This is a genomic window from Streptomyces sp. 11x1 (genome assembly GCF_032598905.1).
In the GTDB taxonomy this organism is placed as follows: Bacteria; Actinomycetota; Actinomycetes; order Streptomycetales; family Streptomycetaceae; genus Streptomyces.
In genome coordinates, this window is the sequence record NZ_CP122458.1 from 5,790,688 (window position 1) to 5,810,551 (window position 19,864).

27 protein-coding genes and 1 pseudogene are annotated in these 19,864 nt (G+C 70.1%); 14 read left to right on the forward strand and 14 right to left on the reverse strand.

Annotated elements, in window-relative coordinates; all coding sequences use genetic code 11:
• Positions 1-62 precede the first annotated feature (62 nt).
• The 3 genes from P8T65_RS25500 to groL all read left to right on the forward strand — a co-directional run bounded on the left by P8T65_RS25500 (position 63) and on the right by groL (position 2,993).
• A complete protein-coding gene (locus tag P8T65_RS25500) occupies positions 63-338 on the forward strand; it encodes a ubiquitin-like small modifier protein 1 (RefSeq protein WP_316727574.1) in 276 nt (91 codons plus the stop codon).
• A 459-nt stretch (positions 339-797) separates the two neighbouring features.
• Positions 798-1,004: a cold-shock protein gene (locus tag P8T65_RS25505; RefSeq protein WP_046709519.1), complete on the forward strand. Its 207-nt coding sequence runs from the start codon at positions 798-800 to the stop codon at positions 1,002-1,004.
• 366 nt (positions 1,005-1,370) lie between these two features.
• Positions 1,371-2,993: a chaperonin GroEL gene (gene groL / locus P8T65_RS25510; protein WP_316727575.1), complete on the forward strand. Its 1,623-nt coding sequence runs from the start codon at positions 1,371-1,373 to the stop codon at positions 2,991-2,993.
• Positions 2,994-3,105: 112 nt separating this feature from the next.
• On the opposite strand, the gene P8T65_RS25515 is transcribed toward groL, so the two are convergent.
• The gene (locus P8T65_RS25515; protein WP_316727577.1) at positions 3,106-3,699 is read right to left on the reverse strand and encodes a dihydrofolate reductase family protein; all 594 of its coding nucleotides are present in this window, start codon (positions 3,697-3,699) and stop codon (positions 3,106-3,108) included.
• A gap of 70 nt (positions 3,700-3,769) precedes the next feature.
• Between P8T65_RS25515 and P8T65_RS25520 the strand changes: the two genes are divergently transcribed.
• From P8T65_RS25520 to P8T65_RS25530, 3 genes are all read left to right on the forward strand, one after another.
• Complete coding sequence (locus tag P8T65_RS25520; RefSeq protein WP_316727578.1) at positions 3,770-4,348, forward strand: TetR family transcriptional regulator; 579 nt, start codon at positions 3,770-3,772, stop codon at positions 4,346-4,348.
• Between the two features lie 203 nt (positions 4,349-4,551).
• The gene (locus P8T65_RS25525; RefSeq protein ID WP_316727579.1) at positions 4,552-5,694 is read left to right on the forward strand and encodes an NADH:flavin oxidoreductase; all 1,143 of its coding nucleotides are present in this window, start codon (positions 4,552-4,554) and stop codon (positions 5,692-5,694) included.
• A gap of 202 nt (positions 5,695-5,896) precedes the next feature.
• Positions 5,897-6,529: a superoxide dismutase family protein gene (locus P8T65_RS25530; RefSeq protein ID WP_316727580.1), complete on the forward strand. Its 633-nt coding sequence runs from the start codon at positions 5,897-5,899 to the stop codon at positions 6,527-6,529.
• Here the strand turns inward: P8T65_RS25530 and P8T65_RS25535 are convergent.
• The 5 genes and pseudogenes from P8T65_RS25535 to P8T65_RS25555 form a co-directional block, all read right to left on the reverse strand.
• Entirely contained in the window at positions 6,520-7,197 is a 678-nt protein-coding gene (locus tag P8T65_RS25535) for a Uma2 family endonuclease (RefSeq protein WP_316727581.1), read from the reverse strand. The genes P8T65_RS25530 and P8T65_RS25535 overlap by 10 nt on opposite strands.
• A gap of 59 nt (positions 7,198-7,256) precedes the next feature.
• Positions 7,257-8,116: pseudogene (locus P8T65_RS25540) on the reverse strand (hypothetical protein).
• A gap of 306 nt (positions 8,117-8,422) precedes the next feature.
• Positions 8,423-8,968, reverse strand: coding sequence for a DinB family protein (locus P8T65_RS25545; RefSeq protein WP_316727582.1), 546 nt, complete (start codon positions 8,966-8,968; stop codon positions 8,423-8,425).
• A 25-nt stretch (positions 8,969-8,993) separates the two neighbouring features.
• Positions 8,994-9,218: a DUF397 domain-containing protein gene (locus tag P8T65_RS25550; RefSeq protein WP_316727583.1), complete on the reverse strand. Its 225-nt coding sequence runs from the start codon at positions 9,216-9,218 to the stop codon at positions 8,994-8,996.
• Positions 9,202-10,041, reverse strand: a complete 840-nt coding sequence (locus tag P8T65_RS25555; protein WP_316727584.1) for a helix-turn-helix transcriptional regulator — start codon at positions 10,039-10,041, stop codon at positions 9,202-9,204. Before P8T65_RS25555 ends, P8T65_RS25550 begins: the two co-directional genes overlap by 17 nt.
• Positions 10,042-10,156: 115 nt before the next feature.
• Between P8T65_RS25555 and P8T65_RS25560 the strand changes: the two genes are divergently transcribed.
• Both P8T65_RS25560 and P8T65_RS25565 read left to right on the forward strand, forming a co-directional pair.
• The gene (locus P8T65_RS25560) at positions 10,157-10,390 is read left to right on the forward strand and encodes a hypothetical protein (RefSeq protein ID WP_316727585.1); all 234 of its coding nucleotides are present in this window, start codon (positions 10,157-10,159) and stop codon (positions 10,388-10,390) included.
• A complete protein-coding gene (locus P8T65_RS25565) occupies positions 10,387-10,605 on the forward strand; it encodes a hypothetical protein (RefSeq protein WP_316727586.1) in 219 nt (72 codons plus the stop codon). Before P8T65_RS25560 ends, P8T65_RS25565 begins: the two co-directional genes overlap by 4 nt.
• An 18-nt stretch (positions 10,606-10,623) precedes the next feature.
• Here the strand turns inward: P8T65_RS25565 and P8T65_RS25570 are convergent, their stop codons facing one another.
• The gene (locus P8T65_RS25570; protein ID WP_316727587.1) at positions 10,624-11,202 is read right to left on the reverse strand and encodes a hypothetical protein; all 579 of its coding nucleotides are present in this window, start codon (positions 11,200-11,202) and stop codon (positions 10,624-10,626) included.
• A 162-nt stretch (positions 11,203-11,364) separates the two neighbouring features.
• Between P8T65_RS25570 and P8T65_RS25575 the strand changes: the two genes are divergently transcribed.
• Both P8T65_RS25575 and P8T65_RS25580 read left to right on the forward strand, forming a co-directional pair.
• Positions 11,365-11,589, forward strand: a complete 225-nt coding sequence (locus P8T65_RS25575) for a type II toxin-antitoxin system VapB family antitoxin (RefSeq protein WP_215456348.1) — start codon at positions 11,365-11,367, stop codon at positions 11,587-11,589.
• Positions 11,586-12,014, forward strand: coding sequence for a PIN domain-containing protein (locus P8T65_RS25580; RefSeq protein WP_316727588.1), 429 nt, complete (start codon positions 11,586-11,588; stop codon positions 12,012-12,014). Before P8T65_RS25575 ends, P8T65_RS25580 begins: the two co-directional genes overlap by 4 nt.
• A 42-nt stretch (positions 12,015-12,056) precedes the next feature.
• On the opposite strand, the gene murQ is transcribed toward P8T65_RS25580, so the two are convergent.
• Both murQ and P8T65_RS25590 read right to left on the reverse strand, forming a co-directional pair.
• Positions 12,057-13,091 carry an N-acetylmuramic acid 6-phosphate etherase gene (gene murQ, locus P8T65_RS25585; protein ID WP_316727589.1) on the reverse strand — a complete coding sequence of 345 codons (1,035 nt, stop codon included), beginning with the start codon at positions 13,089-13,091 and terminating at the stop codon, positions 12,057-12,059.
• A gap of 104 nt (positions 13,092-13,195) precedes the next feature.
• Positions 13,196-14,131, reverse strand: a complete 936-nt coding sequence (locus P8T65_RS25590; protein WP_316727590.1) for a MurR/RpiR family transcriptional regulator — start codon at positions 14,129-14,131, stop codon at positions 13,196-13,198.
• A 55-nt stretch (positions 14,132-14,186) separates the two neighbouring features.
• Here P8T65_RS25590 and P8T65_RS25595 point away from each other — a divergent pair, with 55 nt between their 5' ends.
• Both P8T65_RS25595 and P8T65_RS25600 read left to right on the forward strand, forming a co-directional pair.
• Complete coding sequence (locus P8T65_RS25595) at positions 14,187-14,570, forward strand: hypothetical protein (RefSeq protein WP_316727591.1); 384 nt, start codon at positions 14,187-14,189, stop codon at positions 14,568-14,570.
• Entirely contained in the window at positions 14,567-14,839 is a 273-nt protein-coding gene (locus P8T65_RS25600; protein ID WP_184892549.1) for a DUF4031 domain-containing protein, read from the forward strand. Before P8T65_RS25595 ends, P8T65_RS25600 begins: the two co-directional genes overlap by 4 nt.
• Positions 14,840-14,894: 55 nt before the next feature.
• Here P8T65_RS25600 and P8T65_RS25605 read toward each other — a convergent pair whose 3' ends face one another.
• Together P8T65_RS25605 and P8T65_RS25610 are read right to left on the reverse strand one after the other, a co-directional pair.
• The gene (locus P8T65_RS25605) at positions 14,895-16,028 is read right to left on the reverse strand and encodes a GNAT family N-acetyltransferase (RefSeq protein ID WP_316731710.1); all 1,134 of its coding nucleotides are present in this window, start codon (positions 16,026-16,028) and stop codon (positions 14,895-14,897) included.
• Positions 16,029-16,143: 115 nt separating this feature from the next.
• Complete coding sequence (locus tag P8T65_RS25610) at positions 16,144-16,824, reverse strand: hypothetical protein (RefSeq protein ID WP_316727592.1); 681 nt, start codon at positions 16,822-16,824, stop codon at positions 16,144-16,146.
• An 89-nt stretch (positions 16,825-16,913) separates the two neighbouring features.
• On the opposite strand from P8T65_RS25610, the gene P8T65_RS25615 reads away from it, so the two are divergent.
• Entirely contained in the window at positions 16,914-17,591 is a 678-nt protein-coding gene (locus P8T65_RS25615) for a maleylpyruvate isomerase family mycothiol-dependent enzyme (RefSeq protein ID WP_316727593.1), read from the forward strand.
• 23 nt (positions 17,592-17,614) lie between these two features.
• Here the strand turns inward: P8T65_RS25615 and P8T65_RS25620 are convergent, their stop codons facing one another.
• Positions 17,615-18,418, reverse strand: a complete 804-nt coding sequence (locus P8T65_RS25620) for an SGNH/GDSL hydrolase family protein (RefSeq protein WP_316727594.1) — start codon at positions 18,416-18,418, stop codon at positions 17,615-17,617.
• Positions 18,419-18,634: 216 nt separating this feature from the next.
• Here P8T65_RS25620 and P8T65_RS25625 point away from each other — a divergent pair, with 216 nt between their 5' ends.
• Positions 18,635-19,012, forward strand: a complete 378-nt coding sequence (locus P8T65_RS25625; RefSeq protein ID WP_220648032.1) for a beta/gamma crystallin domain-containing protein — start codon at positions 18,635-18,637, stop codon at positions 19,010-19,012.
• Here P8T65_RS25625 and P8T65_RS25630 read toward each other — a convergent pair.
• Complete coding sequence (locus P8T65_RS25630; protein ID WP_316727595.1) at positions 19,006-19,221, reverse strand: DUF397 domain-containing protein; 216 nt, start codon at positions 19,219-19,221, stop codon at positions 19,006-19,008. The genes P8T65_RS25625 and P8T65_RS25630 overlap by 7 nt on opposite strands.
• Complete coding sequence (locus P8T65_RS25635; protein WP_316727596.1) at positions 19,181-19,768, reverse strand: DUF5753 domain-containing protein; 588 nt, start codon at positions 19,766-19,768, stop codon at positions 19,181-19,183. The genes P8T65_RS25630 and P8T65_RS25635 overlap by 41 nt, the downstream gene beginning before the upstream one ends.
• Positions 19,769-19,864 lie beyond the last annotated feature (96 nt).

The following is a 19,864-nucleotide window of genomic DNA, read 5'->3' on the forward strand; positions in this document are numbered from 1 at the left end:
GCGGCAGCCGCACATTGAACACAGCCCCGCGCCCCTGAAAACATCTGACCGGAGGTCCCATCGTGAGCGTTTCCGTCCGCATCCCCACCATCCTTCGCACCTACACCGGCGGGCAGGCCGAGGTGAGTGCCGAGGGGGCGACCCTCGGGGAGGTCATCGCCGATCTGGAGAAGAACCACAACGGGATCGCCGCCCGGGTGCTCGACGATCAGGGCAAGCTGCGGCGGTTCGTGAACGTGTACGTGAACGACGACGACGTCCGATTCGAGCAGGGTCTGGAGACGGCCACGCCGGACGGTGCGGGTGTTTCGATCATTCCCGCGGTCGCCGGTGGCTGACCGCCGTCGTACCGGTCGGTAGTAACCGTCGGTAACTTTGATTACCGAGAGTTCACCGAATTGCCCCCTCCGCGAGAGAAGCGGAGGGGGCAATTCTCTATGGTTGAGCACTGTAGAGTTGGGGAACCCGGTCCGATCACCGTAGTGATTCTTGCCGGGCGCATATCCGATCGCGCCGCACGCCCTATATGAAGTAGCCAAAGTGTGCAGGCCTTTTGCGTATTTCGTTCCTTTTATGGGGCCCGACTTGCCCTGAATTCAGACGAATTGTTCGTACATTCCCGACCGGTCGTGTCCAGAATTCTCGTCCGATTGACCTGTTGCAGAGGGCAGTTGGACAGATACATTCGGCCGCGGTCGACGCGTTCCGGCGCACACCCCCAACCGTTGGGGGGTGAGGTCTGACCCGGATCCGCGAAGTGTGGATCTGTGCAAGGGCCAGTAATAGGGGAGTTAGGCATGGCTCAGGGCACCGTCAAGTGGTTCAACGCGGAGAAGGGGTACGGCTTCATCGCGGTCGACGGTGGTGCGGATGTATTCGTCCACTACAGCGCGATCCAGATGGACGGTTACCGCACCCTGGAAGAGGGCCAGCGGGTCGAGTTCGAGATCTCGCAGGGTCAGAAGGGACCGCAGGCGGACATGGTCCGGCTCGCGGTCGGCTGAAGTAACGCGCCGGGTTTCACGCAGCGACGTTCTTCGTTCTTTTCGGGAGGGCCCGCACCCCGTCAGGGGTGCGGGCCCTCCTGCGTGTGCTGCGGGCCCTCCTGTGTGTGAGGGGTGTGCGCGGGGCGCCGGGGCGGCGCGTGCGCGGGCGCGTTCACCTGCGGATCATCGAGAGCCGCTTGCACTCGGCATGGTCGAGTGCTAATCATTGGCGTTAGCACTCTGAAGGTGAGAGTGACAACGAGGACCGGGTCGGTGAGGCCCGCAGGCCGGGTGGGGCAAGGAACCACGAGGCAGGCAGGCCGTCCGTCGCGGGCGCCAGCGCGGTCCGGAGCAATCCACCCCAGTCCGGGAGGACCACTTCACATGGCCAAGATCATCGCGTTCGACGAGGAGGCGCGGCGCGGCCTCGAGCGCGGCATGAACCAGCTCGCGGACGCCGTCAAGGTGACGCTCGGCCCCAAGGGCCGGAACGTCGTCCTCGAGAAGAAGTGGGGCGCCCCCACGATCACCAACGATGGTGTGTCCATCGCCAAGGAGATCGAGCTCGAGGACCCGTACGAGAAGATCGGCGCCGAGCTGGTCAAGGAAGTCGCCAAGAAGACGGACGACGTCGCCGGTGACGGTACGACCACCGCGACCGTTCTCGCCCAGGCCCTGGTCAAGGAAGGCCTGCGCAACGTAGCCGCCGGCGCCAACCCGATGGCCCTCAAGCGCGGCATCGAGAAGGCCGTCGAGGCCGTCTCCGGTGCGCTGCTCGACCAGGCCAAGGAGGTCGAGACCAAGGAGCAGATCGCCTCCACGGCCTCCATCTCCGCCGCCGACACCCAGATCGGCGAGCTGATCGCCGAGGCCATGGACAAGGTCGGCAAGGAAGGCGTCATCACCGTCGAGGAGTCGCAGACCTTCGGTCTGGAGCTTGAGCTCACCGAGGGTATGCGCTTCGACAAGGGCTACATCTCGGCGTACTTCGCGACCGACATGGAGCGCATGGAGGCGGTCCTGGAGGACCCCTACATCCTCATCGCCAACTCCAAGGTCACCAACGTCAAGGACCTGCTCCCGCTCCTGGAGAAGGTCATGCAGTCGGGCAAGCCGCTGCTGATCATCGCCGAGGACGTCGAGGGCGAGGCCCTGTCGACCCTGGTCGTCAACAAGATCCGTGGCACCTTCAAGTCCGTCGCCGTCAAGGCCCCGGGCTTCGGTGACCGCCGCAAGGCGATGCTGAACGACATCGCCATCCTCACCGGCGGCGAGGTCATCTCCGAGGAGGTCGGCCTCAAGCTCGAGAACACCACCATCGACCTCCTGGGCCGTGCCCGCAAGGTCGTCATCACCAAGGACGAGACCACCATCGTCGACGGGGCCGGCTCCTCGGAGCAGGTCCAGGGCCGGGTCAACCAGATCCGCGCCGAGATCGAGAACAGCGACTCGGACTACGACCGCGAGAAGCTCCAGGAGCGCCTGGCGAAGCTCGCGGGCGGCGTGGCCGTCATCAAGGCCGGTGCCGCGACCGAGGTGGAGCTCAAGGAGCGCAAGCACCGCATCGAGGACGCCGTTCGCAACGCGAAGGCGGCCGTCGAGGAGGGCATCGTCGCCGGTGGTGGCGTGGCCCTGCTGCAGGCCTCCCAGGTCTTCGAGAAGCTGGAGCTGGAGGGTGACGAGGCGACCGGCGCCAACGCCGTGAAGCTCGCGCTGGAGGCCCCGCTCAAGCAGATCGCCGTCAACGGTGGTCTCGAGGGTGGCGTCGTCGTGGAGAAGGTCCGCAACCTCCAGGTCGGTCACGGTCTGAACGCCGCGACCGGTGAGTACGTCGACATGATCGCCTCCGGCATCATCGACCCGGCGAAGGTGACGCGTTCCGCTCTGCAGAACGCCGCCTCCATCGCCGCGCTCTTCCTGACCACCGAGGCCGTCATCGCCGACAAGCCGGAGAAGGCCGCCGCGCCCGCCGGCGGCGGCATGCCGGGCGGTGACATGGACTTCTGATCGACCCCGGTCGATCACCGTCCTGCGGTACCGAGGGCGGCACTCCCTGGAAACGGGGGGTGCCGCCCTCGGGCGTTTCGGCTGAGAGGGGAGCCGGAGAGGGTCCCCCGGATCAGCGGCGCGTGAGGTGGGTGAGGGTGACTCCGTTCGGGAAGGCCGTGCGTTCGGCGGTGTTGAAGGCGGTGGGGTCGAAGGCGCCGTCGACCATCGGGATTCCGGTGCCGGCGACGACCGGGTAGGTCTTGATCAGCAGCTCGTCGATCTCGGGCAGCAGGGTGCCCGCGAGCCGGCCGCCGCCGCAGAGCCAGATGTCCAGGCCGGTGCTCCCTTCGCCCTTGAGCTCACGGACGAGGGCGAGCGGGTCGCTCGGTACGACGGTGACGGCCGGGTCGGTGTCCGGTGCGAGGGTGCTGGAGACGACGTACTGACGCAGGTGCGCGTACGGGCTGGTGATCCCGTTGTCGAGGGCGGGGCGGTAGGTGCCGAGGCCCATGACGACGGTGTCGAAACGCCGGTTGGGCGCGTCGGCGACGCCGACGGCCGCGCGGTAGGCGGTCGGGACGGTCTCCGGGTGCAGCGCGTTCATCCAGGTCGAGTAGGCGGCGGCCTGCTGCTCGTCGCCCTGCGGGAAGAAGTCGAATTCGCCGCCGGGACCGGCGATACGGCCGTCGAGCGAGACGCCGACGTAATACACGAGCTTTCGCATCTCATGACCCCCATGCGTAGTACTCTGCTTGAAGTGGTTTGAACGTAGTACTACATCCGGAGTGGTGTCAATGGTGAGACGGAACGAGCAGCGGCGCGCGGCCCTCGTCGACGCGGCGATCGAGGTGCTGGCCCGAGAAGGTGCACGAGGCCTGACTTTCCGGGCTGTGGATGCCGAAGCCGCCGTGCCCGTCGGCACGGCGTCCAACTACTTCGCCAACCGCGACGACCTGTTCACCCAGGCCGGCGCCCGGGTCTACGAGCGACTCCAGCCCGACGAGGCCACCATCGCCCGTCAGCGGGCGGCCGGACGCGACCGGGAGACCTACGCCGAACTGATGCGCGAGCTCGTCGGCCGCATCGCCGCCTTCCGCACCGGTTACCTCGCGCTGCTCGAGCTGCGCCTCGAGGCCACCCGGCGCCCCGAACTGCGCAAGGTCCTCACTGATCGGGTCCGAGCCGACGTCGACGCCAATGTCGCCTATCACGAGGCTTCCGGCCTCCCCGGCGACGCCATGGCCGTCAAGCTGCTCATCCTGACGCTGAACTGGCTGATCGTCGAACAGCTCACGCTGCCGGACGTCTTCACCGAGGCGGAGCGTGAACAACTGGTGACGGCCGCCGTGGAGCGCATCGTGGGGGCGGAGTAGACCGTCGCGCTCGTCCGAAGGAGCCCCGGACGCTGCTGTGCCCGGGGTCACAGGGCGCCGTCGAGGTGGATCGGAATGCGGCAGGGGGAGCGGCCGTTGGGCTAGGGAGACGGTTGATGCATGTGCACATACCGTCAGGACTCGACGGTCCGACGCCGTCGACACTCCTCGCTGTCCGACCGACGCCTCCAAGGAGTCCCCACGTGACCACCGCTTCCACCGCCTCCACCACTGGTTCCACGTCCCGAGCCGCCGAGGTGCTGTCCCGGCCCGTCACGATCAACGGGCTGACCATCCCCAACCGGATTGCGATGGCGCCGATGACGCGGGTGTTCTCGCCCGGGGGTGTGCCCGGTGCGGACGTCGCCTCGTACTACGGACGGCGGGCGGCCGCGGGGGTCGGGCTGATCGTGACCGAGGGGACGTACGTCGGGCACGAGACGGCGGGTGACCTCGACGGGGTGCCCCGGTTCGCCGGTGAGGAGCAGCTCGCCGGGTGGGCGAAGGTCGCCGAGGCCGTGCACGCCGGGGGCGGGACGATCGTGCCGCAGCTGTGGCACATCGGGACCGTCCGGCAGCAGGGCAAGCTGTTCCCCGAGGCCCCGGTCCTCGGCCCCTCCGGTCTGCGGCCCGACGGCACCGAGGCCGAGGGCGGCCGGGCGATGACCCAGGCCGACATCGACGAGGTCGTCGCGGCCTTCGCCAAGTCCGCCGCCGAGGCCGAGCGCATCGGCATGGACGGCGTCGAGATCCACGGCGCCCACGGCTACCTCGTCGACCAGTTCCTCTGGGCGCACACCAACCGTCGCACCGACGCCTACGGCGGGGACCTCGTCGCCCGTACGAAGTTCGCTGCGGAGGTCGTGGCGGCCGTACGGGACTCCGTGTCCGCCGACTTCCCCGTCATCTTCCGCTACTCGCAGTGGAAGCAGGACGCGTACGACGCGCGTCTCGCCGAGACGCCGGAGGAGCTGGAAGCGGTGCTGAGCCCGCTGGTGGCGGCCGGTGTCGACGCGTTCCACGCGTCCACGCGCCGCTACTGGCAGGCCGAGTTCGAGGGGTCCGAGCTGAACCTCGCGGGCTGGACGAAGAAGCTCACCGGCAAGCCGACCATCACGGTCGGTTCGGTCGGCCTGGACGGGGAGTTCCTCGCCGTGTTCACCGGGGAGGGGGCGGCGACGAAGAGCATCGACGACCTGCTGGACGGGCTGGAGGCGGAGGAGTTCGACCTCGTCGCCGTGGGCCGGGCGCTGCTCCAGGACCCCGAGTGGGCCGCGAAGGTGCTCCAGGGCCGCTTCGACGAACTGAAGACGTTCGAGCCGGCGGCGCTGGGCTCGCTCAGCTGAGTCGCCCCCGCGCCGGGGATGTTTCGCCAAGTCTCCCCACTACCCGGCGGTAGCGAACCAATTCCGTCATATGTGTCGTTGTAGTGTCGTGGCACGACGCGTCGGCGCCCCAACTCCGTTGACATCAGCGGTAGTTGGGGCGCCGACTTGCCGATGACCATGCTGGTCCCTCCACCCCCCCCACGAATCGGACAAGATCCCCATGGCACGACACAAGCTCACCCTGAAGAACAAGCGGCTCATCGCGGCCGGTGCCGCCGTCGCAGCCGTCGCCGGTGGACTCGGCGTCGCCGCGAACGCGGGCGCCAGCGAGACCGTCGCCGAGAAGGTGCCCGTCCCGAAGCTCGTCGTCAAGACGGTGTTCGCCCCGGCCGCCACCGCCGATGTGGCGCCCGCCGTCACCTACGACGCCGAACTGGTGCCGGTCGCAGGGCGGGTGCAGGTCAAGGAGGAGTTGCGGCGCGACGGCGGTACGCGGGTCGAGCTGCGGCTGCGGGATCTTGTCGCGAACCGCGCGTACGGGGCGCACGTGCACACCAAACCGTGCGGCAAGCTGCCCGCCGACGCAGGGCCGCACTACCAGGACGAGGCCGACCCGAAGCAGCCGTCCGTCGACCCCGCCTACGCCAACCCCGAGAACGAGGTGTGGCTGGACGTGCGGACGAACGAGGACGGCTCGGCGCGCTCCGTCGCCGTCGTCGACTGGCGCTTCCGGGAGGGCGGGGCCCGGTCCGTGGTGCTGCACGAGGCGGCGACCTCCACGCACGAGGGACACGCGGGAACGGCGGGAGCGCGGCTGGCCTGCGTGAACGTGCCGTTCCGGGGTCAGGCGTAGCCCTTCAGCTTCTCCGTCCTGAGGGTGATGCCGACGGGGGCGGGCAGCTCGACGGCCGCCCCCCAGGAATAGGACTCGGTCTGCTGGTAGCGGCCGTCCTTGGGCTCGCTGAAGACCTTGAGGGTGTGGTCGTCGCGGTCGATGAGGAGGCAGACGGGGATGTCGGCCGCCGCGTAGCCGAGGGGCTTGTCGACGCGGTCGCGCTGGTCGGTGTCGCGGTCGTGGGAAGTGATCTCCACGGCCATCAGGGTGCCGTCGGGGTTGGACCACTCGCCGTCGCCTCGGAAGTGATCCACCGGCACCAGGGTGCCGTCCGTGCGGGCGCGACCCTTCCGATATGCCTCGCCCTTCACTCCCGACTCAGGCACGAGATCCAGATCGGGACGGTGTTGCATGCACTGGCGCAGCAGCCACATGAAGATCGACCGGTGGTTGCCGTCCGGCATGGCCTTGACCTCTACTTTTCCGTTGATGTACTCAAGCCGCACGGTCTCGGGAGCAACGGCGGCCAGCTCCTCGAACTCGTGGACGTCGAGCGGGCCGTGCCGGACGCGCAGCTTCCCGCCGAGAAACTCCAGCCGGTTCCGCAGCTCCCTCGGAGCCCTGCGGACGAGTTCCTCGAAGTCCTCGACGGACATCTGCGGGCGCTCGGCGGTGTCAGGGGTCATGGTGTCGCCTCCTTCCTCCCATCGTGCCCCGGCGTGGTGTCGTCGGACCGTAGGAGCGGTCATACGGGCGTCCCCTCTCGTGGCTGTTGTGACATCGCCGCACGGATCTGGGCCACGTGGGTGCGGACCGCGTCGGCGGACAGGGGCGCCTTGGGCTGGGCCGGGGCGCGTTCGCCACGGCACGCGCCGCAGACTCCGCCCGGGAGGGCTTCCGGCCGGCCCGGGGTGCGGCAGCGGGAGCATTCCAGCATGCGGAGGGGCGGGCGGGACGGGGGTGACTCCGGTGTGTGTGCCGGTGCCGGTGTTGGTGCCGGTAGTGGTTCTGGGGGGAGTTTGTCGCGTAGGCGGGTGCGGATCAGGGCCGCCGGGCTGTGGATGGGGGTGGGGAGGCCGTGGTGAGGGCGCGGATCACGGACTCGTCGGTGGCGCCTCGCTCGAACCACGGGGTCAGTAGCGGGGCCAGGGTCACGCAATCGGCCTGGGAGAGGGGCAGGGCCGGGGTCGTACGGCCCAGGGCGGCCAGCAGGATGTGGGCGCGGGAGCGGGTGGGGCGGGCTCGGCCCGGTTCCTCTTCGGGTACGTCACCCCGGGTGAACCTCGCCCACCAGGTGTCGTCGCGCGCGGTACGGGAGAACCACGTTCGGGTGATCCATTGCGATGTCCCCGACTCGGCGGTCAGGTGTTCGCGGCCCCGGCGCAAGTGGCCCGCGTCCTGGATCCTGTTGAGGGCCGTACGCAGCGCGCATTGGCCGTACGACAGCTCCTTGGCCAGCGTCTTCACGCTGATGTCGGCGCCGTCGGGCAGGCGGTCGAGGTACGCGGCGATCGCCGCCTCGCGGGGTGGGAGGTCGGCGAAGTCGTGGGCCGTGCGCGGGAGTTGGCCGGGGGCGGTGCGCTTGCCGTAGCCCGGGTTGGCCATGGGGTGACGGTGCGGAGGGTGCGGGTCCGCGTGCGCGGGCAGGGGAGCGCCACTAAGGTTGGCAGCAGCCATGGGATCGAATCGTTCCTTCGATCTTGTAGGTCAAGCCCCCGCAGGTGTTGGTAGCACCTGGCGGGGGCTGTTTCGTCTGCGGGCACCGTATCAGCACCGTCACGGTGCGTGGCAAGTTGAACGCGTGACGTCAACTTGCCGGGTGGGAGGGTGGGTTGAGGCCCTCCACCCATTCCGAAAAAAGAGGGCTCGCGGCTGGTGGCTTGAGCCTCGGGGCGGTCGGGCCTCGGTGCGTCAGGCCATGCTCTGGGCGCCGTCCAGGGACTCCCTGATGATGTCCGCGTGGCCGGAGTGCTGGGCCGTCTCGCCGATGATGTGCAGCAGCACCCTGCGGGCCGACCAGTGCGGCTGGCCCTCGAACCAGGGCGCCTTCGGCAGCGGGTGAGAGACGTTCAGGTCGGGCAGTGCGGCGATCACCTCGTTCGTTCGGTCCGCCGTGCGCGCGTACGCGTCCAGTACGTCCGCCAGGGTCTCGCCGGGCAGCATGCGGAACTCGTCCGCGCGGCGGGCCCAGTCGGCGTCGGTCATCTTGGTGAAGTCGGGCATCGACGACGTGCCCTCCAGGATGAACGTCACCCACTTGCGCTCCACCGACGTGACGTGTTTGACCAGGCCGCCGAGGCACAGCTCGCTGGCGGTCGTGCGTCGGCCGGCCTGCTCGTCGGTGAGGTCGCGGGTGGTGAGGCGCAGGAAGTCGCGGTGCTGCGCCAGGGCGTCCAGCAGGGTGGCGTGCTCTTCGGTGGGGAGGGTGCGGGCCGGGGTGTTCGTGGTGGTGTTCATGGCTCCACGCTAGGGAGTGTGTAGGTCAGATCCTGACCTCGTTGACCTCGCTCTTCAGTTGTTCGATGAACAGGGACCAGCTCGCGGCTCGGAACACGAGCTTCGGACCGAGGGGGTTCTTGGAGTCGCGCACGGGGATGTGGGGGGAGGCGGAGAGGGCCACTTCGAGGCAGTTGCCGCCGCTGCCGTCGCTGTAACTCGACTTGTGCCATATCGCCGAGGGCAGGTGGTACTCAGGGCTGATCTTCATGGGCGCAATCCTCCGCCACTGATTCGATCAAGGCCAGAGATTCGTGGGGCGAGAGCGCGGTGGCCCCCAGCAAATCGTAGGCCAGTTCGTAGCGGGCGACGGTGGCCGGGTCGTCTTCCAGTCTGCCGGTCCCGGGGCCTTCGAAGTACACGAGCGGTGGGGCGTCGTCGAAGGTCATCAGCTTGAGGGCCCCGCCCATCAGGGTGTGGGCGCCGGCGTTGAACGGGATCACCTGTGCAATGACGCGGCGGCGGTTGACCAGGGCGGCGACGTGGTGCAGGGCCTCGGCCATGACCGCTCGGTTGCCTGTTCTCCGGCGCAGGGCCGCCTCGTCGAGTACGACCCTCAACAGAGGCTTTGTCGGATGGCCGAGGAGCTTGGCTCGCTCCAGCCGCGCCAGGACGAGCTTGTCGATCTCGTCGTCAGGGGCCGTCGGCTGATGGCCGATGAACAGGGCCTCGGCGTAGGCCCGAGTCTGGAGCAGTCCGGGGATCAGCATGGGCGCGTACTCCCTGATCCTCGTGGCGACCGCCTCTGCCTCCGCCGCCTCCGCGAAGTGCTCCGGGTACTTGGACTTGGCTGTGGCACCGCAGTTTCGGCTGAAGAAGTCGTCCGTGCCGAGGGCGAGATCGGTGAGGCGGGCCAGATCCGGCTGCATACGTCGCATCCCCGCTTCGAGCTGGCTCACGAACGAACCGCTCACGAAGAGCTGTTGGCCCAACTCCTCCTGGCTGAGGCCCGCCTTCTCTCGGGCGTGCCGCAATTCGGCGCCCAGCAGTGCGCGGGGGGATGACGACGGGTCGAGGTCCCTCGGTCCTGGCATCGTGTTGCTCCCTGTTCGGCAGTCGCCGTTGTCAACGCTCCGCGTCTGGCCAGGTTAGGGCGATCTCGGACACGCTGTGTCGTGAATCGGCAACCCAGCGTGGAGGAATGGCGACGTGAAGAACAGAGCAGCGAACGGGCGGCGGCGCCGGTCCGCGTTCTCGACGGAGGACGCCGTGGAGCAGCTCGACCAGGCGCTGCGCGGGGTCGGGATCATCCTGCCGTCCCTGCGCGTGGACCCGATCACCGGCGCCAGTGAACTGCCTTACCCTCTCGTCGAGTTGGGGCGCTGCAACCACCAGGTCGCCGCCAAGCTCGCCGCCGTCCTGCGCAAGGCGGCCGAGACGTGACCGCTCCGCGGGGCTCGCGGTCGTACGCCGTGGACGTACGGGACGGGCGGCTCGGGGAGGTCATGGGGCACGAGGGTGGTTACACGCAGTTGCGGCCGGTCGGGGGCGGGCGGGAGTGGGACTGCCCGCCGGGGTCGCTGCGCGAGGCCACGCCGGGGGAGGTGCTGCGGGCCCGGGTGCGCCGGGTCAACGAGGAGGGCCGGCTGCCGTGCTGAGCGACGGTCTCCCGGAGCTCACACGTTCCCCAGGGGCTCGATGTCCATGCGGACCGGCTCGCCCCAGATGCGGGTCACGTCGTAGTCGGTGAACTCCTGGACCAGGCGGTAGGCGATGGCGGGGCGGGGGCCGCGGCGTTGGGCGGCGAGGTAGAGCTCGGCCTCCCGGCGGTCGCGGCGGGGGGTACCGCACAGCTGCCAGACCTGGCCGTTCCACGCTTCCGGGAGCCAGCGCTGCTGGGGTTCGGGGCGGTCGTCCCGGATGCCGTAGCGGGAGGGGGCCGGAGTGGTGGGGCCGGTGGGACGGGGCGGGCCGTAGCTGTCGTTCAGCTGGGTGCGGCGGGCGGCTCGGCGGCGGGTCTCGCAGAGCAGGCAGCGGTCGGGGGCCTCCTCGTCCACCGGGCCGTTCGGGTGCTCGGCGCAGCGGGTGGTGGGGGCGGCCGTCGTGACCGTCTCGTCCAGCAGCTCCAGCGCTCGCTTGATGTCGGCCTTCACCTCGTGCAGCCGGGCGTCCGGGGTGTCGGCGTTCAGCGCCTCGCCGTGCTCCCCGAGGACACGCAGGGCACGGCCGAGGGCAGTGAGCTGGGCGTGGTTCACGGGCTCGGTCCTTCCCGGAGGGGTGGGGGAGACGACAGCGACCCCACCACCGTGCCACACACCACTGACAGTCCCGTCGGGGCCGGGCTCGGTCGACGTGAGCTATGTACACTGCTGAGTGAGATCGCGGATGAATCTGTACATCGCATCGCGGGAGTTCGTATGTCCCTGACACACATCGACATCGACGACGAGGCGCTGGAGACCGCCAAGCGCCTGGGCGGGCACCGGACGAAGACGGCCGCGGTGGCGAAGGCGCTGGAGGAGTACAACCTGCGGTTGCAGCGTGGCACCGCCTACGACAAGTACTTCGACCTCGCCCAGGAGTGGGACATCGAAGGGGCCGAGGCCGCGCATCGCGCGGACAAGGAGGCCCACCGCGCGTGAGCGGGTACCTGCTGGACTCGTCGGCCCTGTGGCGCCTGCTCAGGGACCGGCAGCTGCGCGACGCGTGGCGCCCGATCGCCATGGACGGCGACATCCGTTCGTGCTATCCGCAGCGGGCGGAGTTCCTTCGGTCGGCACGTGGCCTTAAGGAGTACGAGGCGTACAGCGCGATGTTCGCGGAACTCTACGACGACGTCTCCGTTCCGAAGCAGGCGCCCAAGTGGATCGGCGGCCTGCAGCTGAGAGCCGCCGAGCGGGGAGAGCACCAGGCGCTGTCCGCCGTCGATCTCCAGATCTGTGCCACCGCCGCTCACCACGGCCTGGTCGTGCTGCACGACGACAGGGACTTCGTGACAGCCGCTCGCCTGGCGGTCGAGCTGCGACAGCTCAATGTGCATCAGGGGCCACTGCAGAGGTCGCTGTAGACGGCGGAGCCAGGGGTGCCTTCCGTGGGGTTCAGTGACTCCTCACCGCGTCGCCGCCGCCAACGCCGCCCTCAGGTGGCCCTCGTTCTCTGTCAGCAGGCGGGTCGCCGTGGGGGCGTCCACGCCGCTCAGGATCGTGAGGATGGCGTTCTTGACCTGGCCGTTCGTGGCGGTGAGGGCCGTTTCGATCTCATCGTCCGTCGCGCCGGTGGCGAGGGCGACGATGCGGTGGGAGCGGGCTCGGAGCTTGTCGTTGGTGGCCCGGACGTCGACCATCAGGTTCCCGTAGGTCTTGCCGAGGCGGATCATCGTGATCGTCGAGAGCATGTTGAGGACGAGCTTCTGGGCCGTGCCCGCCTTGAGCCGGGTCGAGCCGGTGACCAGCTCGGGGCCTGCGACGATCTCGATGCCGTGGTCGGCCGCCGCCGCGAGCGCGCTGGCCGTGTTGCAGGACAGGCCCACCGTCAGCGCGCCGGCCGCCCGCGCGTGCTCCACCGCTCCCACCGCGTACGGGGTGCGGCCCGAGGCCGAGACGCCGACCACCGTGTCGTCGGGCGTCAGCGCGAGCGCGTCGAGGTCGGCGCGGGCCAGTTCCGCCGAGTCCTCCGCGCCCTCGATCGAGGTGACCATGGCCTCCCGGCCGCCCGCGATCAGGCCCACGACCTGCGTCGGGTCCGTGTTGAACGTCGGCGGGCACTCGGACGCGTCCAGCACGCCCAAGCGGCCCGCCGTGCCCGCGCCCGCGTAGATCAGCCGGCCGCCCCGGGCCATCCGCTCCGCGATCGCGTCGATCGCGGCCGCGATCAGCGGCAGCTGCGCGGCCACGGCCGTCGGCACCGCCGCGTCCTCGGTGTTCATCAGCTTGGCGATGTCGAGCGTCGGAAGCTGATCGATGTCGGCGAGCTCCGGCCGGAACGCCTCGGTCGTCAACGCCTCCAACTCGGCACGCACGGCGAGGTGGTTGGCGAGGGCGGAGGAGTTCGGGAGGGCGGAGGGGTCGGGGAGGGCTTGGCCGGACGGGTTCGGTGAGTCGGAGGTGTCGGGGCGAGGGGAGGCGTTGGGGCAGGTGGGTGGCATGGTGACTCATTCCGTGCAGGTGGAGCGACTGTGCCTGGTGCCTTCGGGGTGGATGCCGGGCGCTGTCGTGACGGTCGCCACGGGCGCCGTGCGCGCCGGCCCGGCTACCGCGAGGGGCCCCCGATCCGATGCCGATGGGCCAGCGCCTCGTACGACGCCGACAGCGCCGGCGCGGCCGACTCGTACGTCCGTTGCGCCACTCCGACGAACAGGCAGTCCACGACGAGCAGTTGGCTCGTCCGGGACGACATCGCCGCCGGTCGCAGCTCGCTCTCCCGTGCCGTGGAGGTGGTCAGGACGTGGTCGGCGTACTGGGACACCGGTCCGTCCGGGCGGCCGGTGATCGCGACCGTCGTGGCCCCGTGGTCGAAGGCGACCCGCAGCGGCTCGATGACGTCGCCCGTCGAGCCGGAGTGGGTGATCGCCACGGCCACGTCCTTCGCGCGGAGCTGCACCGCGTTGGTGACGGCGAGATGCGGGTCGCTGTGCGCCTGGGCTATCAGCCCTATGCGGAGCAGTTTCTGCGTGAGGTCCTGCGCGACCAGCCCGGACGCCCCGACCCCGTACACATCGATGCGCCGCGCCCCGGCGAGCGCTCCGACCGCCGCGCCGAGCTGGCCCATGTCGAGTCCGGCCGCCGTGTCCGCGAGGGTCTGCTGCTCGTCGTACGCGAGCTTGGCGACCACGTCGGGCAGCGGGTCGTCCACCGCGATGTCGGCCGTGACCGAGGGCGCGCGGCCCGACTGCTGGTGGGCGGCGAGACCCGCGAGGGCGAGCCGCAGGTCCCGGTAGCCCGGGTAGCCGAGGAGGCGGGCGGTGCGGACGACCGTCGCCTCGCTCGTCCCCGTGAGCTCGGCGAGGCCGGTGACCGTGAGCGCCGCGCAGGCGGCCGGGTCGTTCGCCACGGCCTCCGCGACGCGCTGCATGGAGCGGGTCATGGAGGGCGCCAGCGTCCGCACCTTCGCCGCGAGGGCGGCGGGGGCGGGCGGCGCGGGTGGACCGGACGCCGGGGAGGAAATTTCCTTCACGTCATCGCTCACATCTTGAAAGATATTTTCTGTCGGGCGGGATGGTCAAGGGCCGCACAATGGACGCATGAGTACCGGCAGTGACCCCGTGAGCCCCCTTGAGCAGGCGCTGCACGCCGCCCGCGCCCTCGTGCTCGCCGATCTGGTGTCCGGGCAGGTCGCCGAGGCGGATGTCGTCTCGATGGTCGAGGAATCCGTCGTACAGCGCCGCTGGTGGGTCGAGCAGTGGCCGGACGGCGCGGCGTACGTCGCCGGGCTCGTCGCCCAGGACGTCCAGGACGCCCTGCTCGAACGGTACGGCCGCTGGCCCCTCTGCCCGGTCTGCGGCACCGGTGACCCGCACGCGCTCGACGTGGAGCCGGAGCTCGGGCCCGATCCGCAGTGGGTGTGCCACAAGGCCGGGGTGCGGGTCGCGGCGCTGGGCGCGCTCGGCGGGGCGACGGCCACGTGACCCTCTACGTCGATCCGCCCACCTGGCCGGGGCACGGGCGTATGTGGTCCCACCTCGTGAGCGACGTGTCCTTCGACGAACTGCACGCCTTCGCCAGGGAGTTGGGCATCCCCGAGCGGGCCTTCGAGCGCGACCACTACGACATCCCCTCGCATCGCTACGCGGAGGTCGTGCGGGCGGGGGCCGTGGAGGTGGGCTCGAAGGAGCTGCTGCGCCGGCTGACGGGAGCGGGGTTGCGGCGGCCGAAGCGGCGGGGGACGGCGGTCTGAGGGTGCCGGGCCCCGGCCGGGGGCGATCGACCGGAGCGGTTGGGCCCGGCGTACGTCAGGCGCGCAGACGGAGTTCGTACGCGAACTGCTCCCCGTGCTCCCCGGCCTGCTCCCCGGTCTGCCCCCCGTCACCCCAGTCGTCGCTCACCTTCTCGAATCCGGTACGCGAAACGACGCCCTGCGAAGGCAGGTTGGACTTTTCGACGACCGCGAACAGCGACCGTACGTCACCCCTCGCGCGGCCCCGCTCCCGCGCCCAGTCGGCCAGCGCGCGCACCGCCTCGGTCATGTAACCCTGCCCGCGCGCCCCCTCCACCAGGTCGTAGCCGATCTCGACGCGGCCCTCCTCGTCCGGCGCCCCGTGGTAGCCGAGCGCGCCGACGGCCAGCCCGTCCTCCTTGCGGACGAGCACGAACATGCCCCACTCCGGGCGGTGCACCCCCGCCTCGTACGCCTGGAACACCAGGCCCGCGCCGGTCCGGGTCCCGTCGACCGGGCCGCCCGCGATCCAGTCGAAGCCGCCGGTGCCGCCCTCGGTGAGATCGGCCGCGGCGGCCGGGTGGACGCCCTGGAGGACGAGGCGCCCGGCGTCGATGTGCAGCGGGTTGCTCCACTTCCACTCCGTGACGGGCGTCCGGCCCGGCAGATCGCCCCGGCCGGTGGCCCACAGCAGCGTCGCCCAGGGGTCGTCACCGGGCCTGACGTGCGGGAAGAGACGGGCGAGCACGGTCTCGCACAGGCCGAGCCCGGCGGGCGGCACGGCCGTGGCCGCCGGGAGCCCGAGGCCCTCGACGATGTCGTGCGTGTGCAGCAGCACCTCGGCGACGCCCATCGCCGCGAAGCCCTCGCGGTCGGCGGCGCGGAACGGGTACGGGTGGAAGGCGCGGACCGTGCGGGGCGTGGTGTGGACGACGGCCGTGAGCAGGGCGCCGGTCGTCCGGATCACCTCCAGCAGGTCGGCGTTGTTCTCGCACTCCGCCATGTCGATCTCGAACGGTACGTAGCGCGCGGTCGGCCGCCCCGCCAGCTGCGCCGCGTACGCGATCAGGTCGCCTGCGACGTGCTCGGCGGTCTCCCGGCAGCTCCAGTCCAGCCGGCCGGCCTTGGTGCCTTCCCAGTCCCGGTCGGCCACCGCCCCCAGCACCGCGAGACAGTGCTCGACGGCTTCCCGTACCTGTTCCCCACCCATTGGTCGCATGGCGGCGAGGATAGGCGGGGTCAGGCGTCCGTACGTACCGGATTTACGCCGCCGCCACTGCCGCCGCCGGTCAGCTCACCGCTCCCGGTGAGGAATCGCCGCCTGTTCAGCAGTCGGCCGCCGGTCCTGTCGGCCCCGTCAGACCTGCCAGCTCCGCCCGGAGGTTCTCCCGGGCCCGGTCCTCCCACTCCCGGCGGCCGTACGGGGTTCTGAACAGCCTTGGGAGGTCCAGGAGTTGTCGCAGTACCGCCGCTCGGCCCGCTCGGAACGCGTCGTCCGGGACGAAGCCGTACTCCTCCCGCACAGCGGCGGCGTACGCGGCGTACGCGTCCGGCGGTGACGCCAGGATCGCGAGGTCCGCGTCGCACAGGACCTGACCGTTCGGGTCGTCGTCGGCCGGATCGTGCGTGACGGTGAGGCGCACCAGCCGCGCCACCTCCGCCGTCCTCTCCTCCGACACCCCGGCCTCCGGCAGCGCCCGCTCGGCGAGCCGCGCCGACCGCTCCTCGTTCTCCGACCGGTCCGGCAGATACACCGCGTCATGGAACCAGGCGGCCAGCCGGACTAGGTCCGGGTCCGTCGCGTGGTCCTCCAGCACCTCGATACGGTCCAGCACCGCCGTGAGGTGGTCGAGGGTGTGGTACTTCCGCTGCGGCTCGGCCCAGCGCTTGATCAGGTTGTCGCAGTACGGGAACGGATCGGGGTGGCAGGCCCCGTCCCGGGCCGACAGCAGCGCGGGCAGCCAGCGGTGGCGAAGGGCTTCGCCGGGGGACTGGGAGTCGGGCATGTACGCATTGTGCCGTGGTGGTGCGCCGTGCTGGTGGTGGTGCGCCGTGGTCGTGCGCCCGGCGGCCCTCTGCCCCTAGCGTGGAGTGCATGACGACTGTGGCTGATACGCACGATGTACGGGACCCCGGACTCCCCGCGCGGCTGCTGGCCGGTGAGCGGGACGCGCTGGTGCCGCTGTTGCGGGGGAGGCCGGAGGCGGACTTCGGGGCGGCGACCTGTTGTCCGGGGTGGAGTGTGCGGGACATGCTGGCGCACTGTTCCGCCGTGTTGTCGCGGGTGGTGGAGGGCCGGTTCGAGAAGGGCGTGTTCAGCCCGGAGTCGAACGACCGGGACATCGCCGAGCGGGTCGAGTGGCCCGTCGCGCGGATCGTGGACGCGCTGGAGCGGGGCATGACCGAGGCCGGCCCGGTCATCGCCGACGCCGGTGGCGTCCTGGACGGCGTCGCTTTCGGCGAGTGGGTGCACGCCGGTGACGTACGCGAGGCGTGGAGTCTGCCAGGCGCGTACGACGGTCCCCACCTCGGCCTGGCGGTGGAGCTGTTGACCCACCTCACCCGGGTGGGCGGCACCCGCCCGCTGCACGCCGACCTCGACGACGCCGACACGCCCCTGCTGCTCGGCGCCCCGAGCGGCGACGCCCCGCCCGCCCGCTACATCGGCGACGCCTCCACCCTCGTACGCCTCTACTCGGGGCGTCGCCCGCCCGCCGGGACGTCGTACGAGCTGGCCGGCGCGACCGAGGCCGAGCTCATCCTCCATCCCTGAGCCCGGCCGCGGTCACGGGTCGGTCAGCCCCAGGTGGAGATGAACTTCGCCGCGTAGCCCTTCTCGTGGCCCGCCGCGTTGGGGTGGAAGGTCGCCGTCGTGTCGGACGTGTTGACGCCGTGGACCCACGGGTCGGTGCCGCACGCCCCGTGGCCGGCGAACGGCTTGCGCATGTCGACGAAGTGGACGCCCGCGTCGACCGCCGCCTTCGCGGTGCCCTCGGCGAGGGCGTCGGCCAGCCCGTTCATGTCGGCGCGCTTCTTTGCGCTGAGCTCGATCGGGGAGCACGCACCGGTGGTGGAGAGCGTCTGCGGGTAGCCGAAGACGAGTATCAGGGCCTTCGGCGAGCGCGCCTTGATGTCCTTGTAGAGACCGCTGAGCTCACCCACGAGCTGGTTCCTGGCGACAGCCGACATCCACCCGGTGGCCAGCGCGCAGGCGCTCTCGGTGTCGGTCAGGCACGTCCTGACCACCGTCGAGAACTGGGTGTCGTTGCCGCCCACCGTGAGCGTGACGAGGTTCGTCGACGCGCTCAGCGCGGACAGCTGCTCGGCCCGTACGTCCGCGATGGTCGCGCCGCTGCAGGTGACGTCCTTCAGCGTGTACTCGGGGTTGGCCGCCGCCCACAGGTGGGGGTAGTTCTTCGTGCTCCGCTTGCAGTCGCCGCTCCCCGGGTCGTACGAGCCCGCGCCGACGCCGGAGGCGTACGAGTCGCCGAGCGCGACGTACTCGGCGGTCGGCGTCGCCGCCTGGGCCGGGGCGCCCGCCGCGACCAGTCCCGCGAACGTCATCAGACCTGCGGCGACGGCCGCTGTGATTCTGCGCATGACTTCCCTCTGCGTCGATCTCTGAAGCTTGAAGCCGGAATTGATCGCAGAGCGTACAGCGGGAAACGGTCCCCGCAATTCACTGTGCACGGGAGGGCAACTGCCTCTGCCTCCAAGGGCATTGGTGTGAAAAATTCGCCGATACGAAGCAACCTGACGAGCTTTCCGGCACTCTCACTTGCCGCATACCAGTCGTGAGAGCCAGAGGGGTCCTCGATGAACCGTTCGCTCGCCCGCCGCGCGCTCCGCTTCGCCGGTGTCACCGGTGCGGCGCTGGCGGCCACCGTCGCCACCGCGCTGCCCGCGCACGCCATCAACCGAGTGGACTGCGGGGACCGGAGTGACTTCCTGTACTTCGAGGTCGACGGGGTGAATCCCTGCTTCGCCAACGCCGGCACCATCGATGTCGCCATCTACGGCGTGGGCTGGATGAACACCGGCAACAACGAGGTGAGCTTCAAGTACCGCACGGTTCTGGGCGGCCCTCAGTGGGACTCGGGCCGCCTCCCGAAGTGGTACGCCTTCGACCTCGGCCTCGCCTCCGGTTCCCCCAGCGGCAAGGTTCACAAGATCGAGCAGATCACCATTTACTGAGGGGCGCGGAGTTCCCGGGCCGCCGCCGCGACAAAGCACGACCAGGCGGCGGCCTGGAATACGAGAACATCGCCGGTCGCGATTTTGCTGTCGCGGACGGGGACGATTCCGGGGAAGTCGTCGGAGACTTCGACGCACTCCGCGCTGTTGCCCCCGCTGTAGCTGCTCTTACGCCAAGTCGCGGTCCTCAGATCGGGTGCGTTGCGCATCCTCGTACTCCTTGGCCGCCTGCTCGATCAGGGCGAGGGACACGCCAGGCGACAGTGCCGCACCCCCAATCAGATCGTAGGACAGCGTGGAACGCGTCACTACGGCAGGATCGTCCTGGAGACGGCCAGTTTCGGACCCGTCGGCGTAAGCAAGGGGAGGGGCGTCCTCGAACGTCATGAGCTTGAACATGCCCGTCATCCCGGCATTCGCTCCCTCCGCCAGCGATGGCACCTGGACGATGATCCGGTGGCGCCTGGCCATCGCCGCGATGTGCTCCATCTGCGCGGCCATGACCGCCGGTCCGCCCACCGGGCGACGTACGACCATCTCGTCCAGCACAGCCCAGTACTGAGGCTTTCGCGGGTTCTCGAAGATGTGCGCTCGTGCGCGGCGGGCCGCTACCCGACCCTCGACCGCGTCCTCCGGCAGGAACGGGTCGTAGGCCCGGACGACCGCGCGCGTGTACTCGGCCGTCTGCAGCAGGCCCGGCACCAGGATCGGCGCCCAGTCCTTGATCGTGAGCGCCAGGCCCTCGAACTCCACCACATCTGCGAAGTGATGCTCGTACGGGGACTGTCGTGCCGCCTCCAGGTTCCGCGTGAAGAGAACCCGTCCGCGCTCAGCACCTCGTCCGCCATCCTC

Excerpts from the sequence above, each read along its gene's own strand:
- P8T65_RS25505 (WP_046709519.1), top strand. The coding sequence starts at position 798 with ATGGCTCAGGGCACCGTCAAGTGGTTCAACGCGGAGAAGGGGTACGGC.
- groL (WP_316727575.1), top strand. The coding sequence starts at position 1,371 with ATGGCCAAGATCATCGCGTTCGACGAGGAGGCGCGGCGCGGCCTCGAG.
- P8T65_RS25515 (WP_316727577.1), bottom strand. The coding sequence starts at position 3,699 with ATGCGAAAGCTCGTGTATTACGTCGGCGTCTCGCTCGACGGCCGTATC.
- P8T65_RS25520 (WP_316727578.1), top strand. The coding sequence starts at position 3,770 with ATGGTGAGACGGAACGAGCAGCGGCGCGCGGCCCTCGTCGACGCGGCG.
- P8T65_RS25530 (WP_316727580.1), top strand. The coding sequence starts at position 5,897 with ATGGCACGACACAAGCTCACCCTGAAGAACAAGCGGCTCATCGCGGCC.
- P8T65_RS25535 (WP_316727581.1), bottom strand. The coding sequence starts at position 7,197 with ATGACCCCTGACACCGCCGAGCGCCCGCAGATGTCCGTCGAGGACTTC.
- P8T65_RS25545 (WP_316727582.1), bottom strand. The coding sequence starts at position 8,968 with ATGAACACCACCACGAACACCCCGGCCCGCACCCTCCCCACCGAAGAG.
- P8T65_RS25550 (WP_316727583.1), bottom strand. The coding sequence starts at position 9,218 with ATGAAGATCAGCCCTGAGTACCACCTGCCCTCGGCGATATGGCACAAG.
- P8T65_RS25555 (WP_316727584.1), bottom strand. The coding sequence starts at position 10,041 with ATGCCAGGACCGAGGGACCTCGACCCGTCGTCATCCCCCCGCGCACTG.
- P8T65_RS25575 (WP_215456348.1), top strand. The coding sequence starts at position 11,365 with ATGTCCCTGACACACATCGACATCGACGACGAGGCGCTGGAGACCGCC.
- murQ (WP_316727589.1), bottom strand. The coding sequence starts at position 13,091 with ATGCCACCCACCTGCCCCAACGCCTCCCCTCGCCCCGACACCTCCGAC.
- P8T65_RS25595 (WP_316727591.1), top strand. The coding sequence starts at position 14,187 with ATGAGTACCGGCAGTGACCCCGTGAGCCCCCTTGAGCAGGCGCTGCAC.
- P8T65_RS25605 (WP_316731710.1), bottom strand. The coding sequence starts at position 16,028 with ATGGGTGGGGAACAGGTACGGGAAGCCGTCGAGCACTGTCTCGCGGTG.
- P8T65_RS25610 (WP_316727592.1), bottom strand. The coding sequence starts at position 16,824 with ATGCCCGACTCCCAGTCCCCCGGCGAAGCCCTTCGCCACCGCTGGCTG.
- P8T65_RS25615 (WP_316727593.1), top strand. The coding sequence starts at position 16,914 with ATGACGACTGTGGCTGATACGCACGATGTACGGGACCCCGGACTCCCC.
- P8T65_RS25620 (WP_316727594.1), bottom strand. The coding sequence starts at position 18,418 with ATGCGCAGAATCACAGCGGCCGTCGCCGCAGGTCTGATGACGTTCGCG.
- P8T65_RS25625 (WP_220648032.1), top strand. The coding sequence starts at position 18,635 with ATGAACCGTTCGCTCGCCCGCCGCGCGCTCCGCTTCGCCGGTGTCACC.
- P8T65_RS25630 (WP_316727595.1), bottom strand. The coding sequence starts at position 19,221 with ATGCGCAACGCACCCGATCTGAGGACCGCGACTTGGCGTAAGAGCAGC.